This is a genomic window from Micromonospora sp. D75, from assembly GCF_018070405.1.
In the GTDB taxonomy this organism is placed as follows: domain Bacteria; phylum Actinomycetota; class Actinomycetes; order Mycobacteriales; family Micromonosporaceae; genus Micromonospora; species Micromonospora chalcea.
Genome location: NZ_JAGPXV010000588.1, coordinates 1 through 3,740, shown reverse-complemented (window position 1 = coordinate 3,740; position 3,740 = coordinate 1). Strand labels below are relative to the sequence as shown.

At 75.1% G+C, this 3,740-nt stretch carries 4 protein-coding genes; all 4 read right to left on the bottom strand.

Translation table 11 applies throughout. From position 1 onward, the window contains the following. Positions 1-121: 121 nt before the first annotated feature. Positions 122-946, bottom strand: a complete 825-nt coding sequence (locus KBX39_RS25965) for an alpha/beta hydrolase (RefSeq protein ID WP_210872964.1) — start codon at positions 944-946, stop codon at positions 122-124. Beyond that, positions 943-2,349 (bottom strand): NAD(P)/FAD-dependent oxidoreductase, encoded by a 1,407-nt coding sequence (locus tag KBX39_RS25960; protein ID WP_210872963.1) that lies wholly within the window; start codon positions 2,347-2,349, stop codon positions 943-945. The genes KBX39_RS25965 and KBX39_RS25960 overlap by 4 nt, the downstream gene beginning before the upstream one ends. Positions 2,350-2,688: 339 nt before the next feature. Continuing rightward, a complete protein-coding gene (locus KBX39_RS25955; protein ID WP_064445187.1) occupies positions 2,689-3,387 on the bottom strand; it encodes an endonuclease/exonuclease/phosphatase family protein in 699 nt (232 codons plus the stop codon). Between the two features lies 1 nt (position 3,388). Next, positions 3,389-3,740, bottom strand: a 352-nt coding sequence (locus KBX39_RS25950) for an ROK family protein (protein WP_210872961.1), incomplete at its 5' end; no start/stop codon positions are given.

Sequence of the window (3,740 nt, the reverse complement as noted above, 5' to 3'; positions counted from 1 at the left end):
CGCGACCATCTGGCGCGCAACGACATCCACGCCTGGGCGGCGTCCTACCTGAGCGCGCTGGAGGAGAGCGGGTCGCTCGCCGGCCGCCGCGCCGCAACCCGCTGACCCGGCGCCCCGGCGCTCACCCCGCCGCGGACGCCCGGTCCTTGTCCAGCCAGTCCAGGATCGCGTCGATCGGCTCCCGCCAGCGGGCGTCGAGCATCAGGTCGTGCCCCATGCCGGGGAAGAGCAGCGGCGCGGAGGCGTACCGCTGGGCGGCCCGGATCAGCGCGGACGCCGGCACGACCCGGTCGTCCGGGCTGCCCAGCACCAGCACCGGTGGCCGGCCCACCGCCGGCTCCGGCCCCCGGCCGGTCAGCAGCTGCCACTGCGCCCGCCGCCCGGCCCGGCCCAGCCGGGCCAGGTGCCGCCGGGCGGCGGCGACGGGCAGCTCCCGCCTGACCAGCTGCCGCCGGTGCAGCCGCAGCCCGGCGCCGAAGACCGCCGGCAGGGTCCCGGCCGGATTTCGCCGCAACGCCGTGCCGAACGTCGCCCAGCCGCCGAGCACCGGCGCCACCAGCACCGCGGCCCGCGCCGGGTAGCGGGCCAGCGCGTGCGCCACGACCCGGGCGCCGGCGCCGTGCCCCACCAGCACCGCCTGCCGCGGCAGGCTCGCCGCCACCTGCGTCACGTCATGGGTGTACGAGCGCAGCGTCGCCTCCGGCGCCGGCTCGCTGCCGCCGTGCCCGCGCAGGCTCAGCGCGTACGCCGGGAAGCCGCGACCGGCGGCGTGCCCCAGCCAGTGCTCGGCGAACGCCCACGCGCCGTGGCCGAAGCCGGGCACGAACAGCAGCGGCGGCTTCGCCTCCTCCCGCTCGGGTACGGCGGCGAGCACCTCCCGGCGGGCGGGCCGCTCCGGCCGGGCCCACTCCCAGGACCGGACCACCCGCACACGCTCAACCGTCATTTGACACCCTCCAGCTCGTGCAGCGCCCGCTGGAGCGCACGCAGGTAGTCGGCGTGCCCGACCTCGAACCAGTGCCGGGTGCTGTCCTTGACCTTGGCCGAGTACCGCTCGCCGAGGCCCGCGCGGACCTTGCGTTCGAACGCGGCGGCCCGCTCCGGCCGGGTGGCGCGCAGCGTGAGCAGCCGGGCGAACAGCACGCTCTGCCAGTGCGAGATGGGGAAGATGCCGGAGTCCGGCTGCACCAGGCCGACCACGGCGAGCGTGGGATGCCCGGCGGTGAACGCGTTGAGCCACAGCCGGGGCCGCCCGGACCCGTCCTCGTCGCCGAGCACCTGTCCCTTGAGGAACTCGAAGCGCGGCAGGTAGCCGGTGGCGAAGACGACCAGCTCCGGGTCGATGCGCCGGCCGTCGGTCAGCTCGACCGCGCGGTCGTCGAACCGGGCCACGTCCGGCACCGGCGTGACCTCGCCGTGCCCGACGTAGTAGACGAGCTGGCTGTTGGCGATCGGGTGCGTCTCGTAGACGCGGTGGTCGGGCTCGGGCATGCCGAACCGGGTCAGGTCGCCGACGGTCAGCCGCAGCATCCAGTGGTAGAGCCACTGCCGTACCCGCAGTGGCACCCGCAGCGCCAGCAGCGTGTCGTTGACCTGGTCGGCGGGGCGGCCGAGGACGTACTTCGGGGCGTACCAGTAGCCGCGCCGGGTGGAGTGCCAGCAGTGCGACGCCTGCTGGGCCGCCTCGACCGCGATGTCGCAGCCGGTGTTGCCGGCGCCCACCACCAGCACCCGCTTGCCGCGCAGCTGCGCCGGGTCCTTGTAGGACGAGGCGTGCATGACCTCGCCCCGGAACTGCTCCAGCCCTTCGTAGCGGGGCAGCTTCGGCGACCAGTTGTGCCCGTTGGCGAGCACCACGGCGGCGTACCGGGAGGTGCGTTCGGGGCCGTAGCCGCCGGTGCTGCGCGTGGTCACGTCCCACCGGTCCCCCTCGACCGGCTCGACCCGGACCACCTCGGTGCCGAACCAGACGTGCTGGCGCAGGTCGAAGTGGTCGGCGTACCGCTCGAAGTAGGACAGCAGCTGGCTGTGGTGCGGGTAGTCCGGCCAGTCGTCCGGCATCGGGAAGTCGGGGAACTGGGTGAACGGCCGGGACGAGATCAGGTGCGTGCTGGCGTACACCGGGCTGCGGTCGTGCCGCCAGTTCCAGGCGCCGCCGACGCCTGTCTCCCGCTCGTAGCAGTCCACGCCGAAGCCGGCCTCGCGGAGGTTCTTGACGGCGGTCAGGCCGCTGGCGCCGGCGCCGATGACGCAGACCGTGTCACCCCGGTCGGAGACCGGGCGTTCGGCACGGCTCGATGCGACCGTGGAGTCCGGATCGGGGTGGCCGGGGTCGGTGGAGGAGGACACCGCGAAATCCTGCCGAGAATGCCAGCGGTTGTCCAGCCACCGATTTCGCCGCCGCCCACCCGCTCGACTCGCTTGACACAGCGTCACCACCGGCCCGGTCACCGAGCGTGAATGGACCGGCCGCGCCGGAGGCGTACCTCGTGCGCCCTTTGCTCTGCCGCCACGGACGCGGCACCGGCGGGAGCTGGCCTGACGCCTCTCGGCCGGCCGGCCGGGAGGCGGCCGCCGATCACGTCGGGTAACTGATGCGCATGTGGCGACAGAGCAAAGGCGGCGAAGCGGTTGTCCTGCCGGCCGCCGGGTCCGTGACCGTGCGTCACGGCCGGCGGTCCGCGGCCGTCAGGCGGTGGGCAGCAGCAGGTCCACCAGGACCGGGAAGTGGTCGCTGGCGCGACGGGTCAGCGGCGTGTCCACCACGTCGTAGTCGACCACTGTGATCCGGGGGTCGACGAAGAGCGCGTCGATGCGGCGGCGCGGGTCGGCGCAGGAGAACGTGTGCCGGTCGGCCCGGTCGGCGGCCAGCGCCGCGTCGGTGAGCCCCTCGGCGACCGTCCGCCAGGCCGGCCCGTCCGGGCCCTCGTTGAGGTCCGCGCCGGCCACCACGGGCAGCGTGGACGCGGCCAGCTCCCGCTTGAACGCGGCCGCCTGCGCGGGCCGCTCGGCCGGGTCGGTGGACAGGTGCGAGCCGGCCAGCAGCACGTCGACGCCGCCGACCCGGCAGCGCGCGTACGCGGCGCCGCGCATGTGCCGCCCCGGCGTCAGCGGATAGCGCTGGCAGCTGGTGTCGGTGACCCGCACCCGCAGGCTGGTCAGCAGCACGTTGCCCAGCGACGGCAGGCCACCGGCCGCCACCACCATGCCGAACGACTCGGCGAGCGCGGCGCACTTCTGCCGCCACCGGAACCGGCGCGGTCCCTCCTGGACGATCACCACGTCCGGGTCCGCGCCCCGGACCACCTCGGCCAGCGCGGCGGTGTCGTCCCGCTGGCCGTGGACGTTGTACGACAGCACCCGCAGCGGCACACCCGAGTCCGTCATGTCAGATCCGCCGGGCCAGGTCGGCGGCGCCGATCACACCTGCGGTGTTGCCCAGCTCGGCCGGGCGTACCTCGGCGACGGGCAGGCGGCTGCGCTGGGCCAGCGCCTCGGCGAACGACCGGCGGGTCGGGCCGAGCAGCAGGTCGCCGGCGTCGATCACGCCGCCGCCCACCACCAGCACCTGCGGGTCGAGGATCTGCGCCATGTCGGCGAGGCTGGTGCCGAGCCAGCGGCCGACCTGGGCGAACGCCTCGGTGGAGACCGGGTCGCCGCCCTTGGCCGCGGCGGTCACCATCGGGCCGGTGATCGACTCGGCCTCGCCGTCGGCCAGCTCCAGCAGCGCGGTGGCCCGG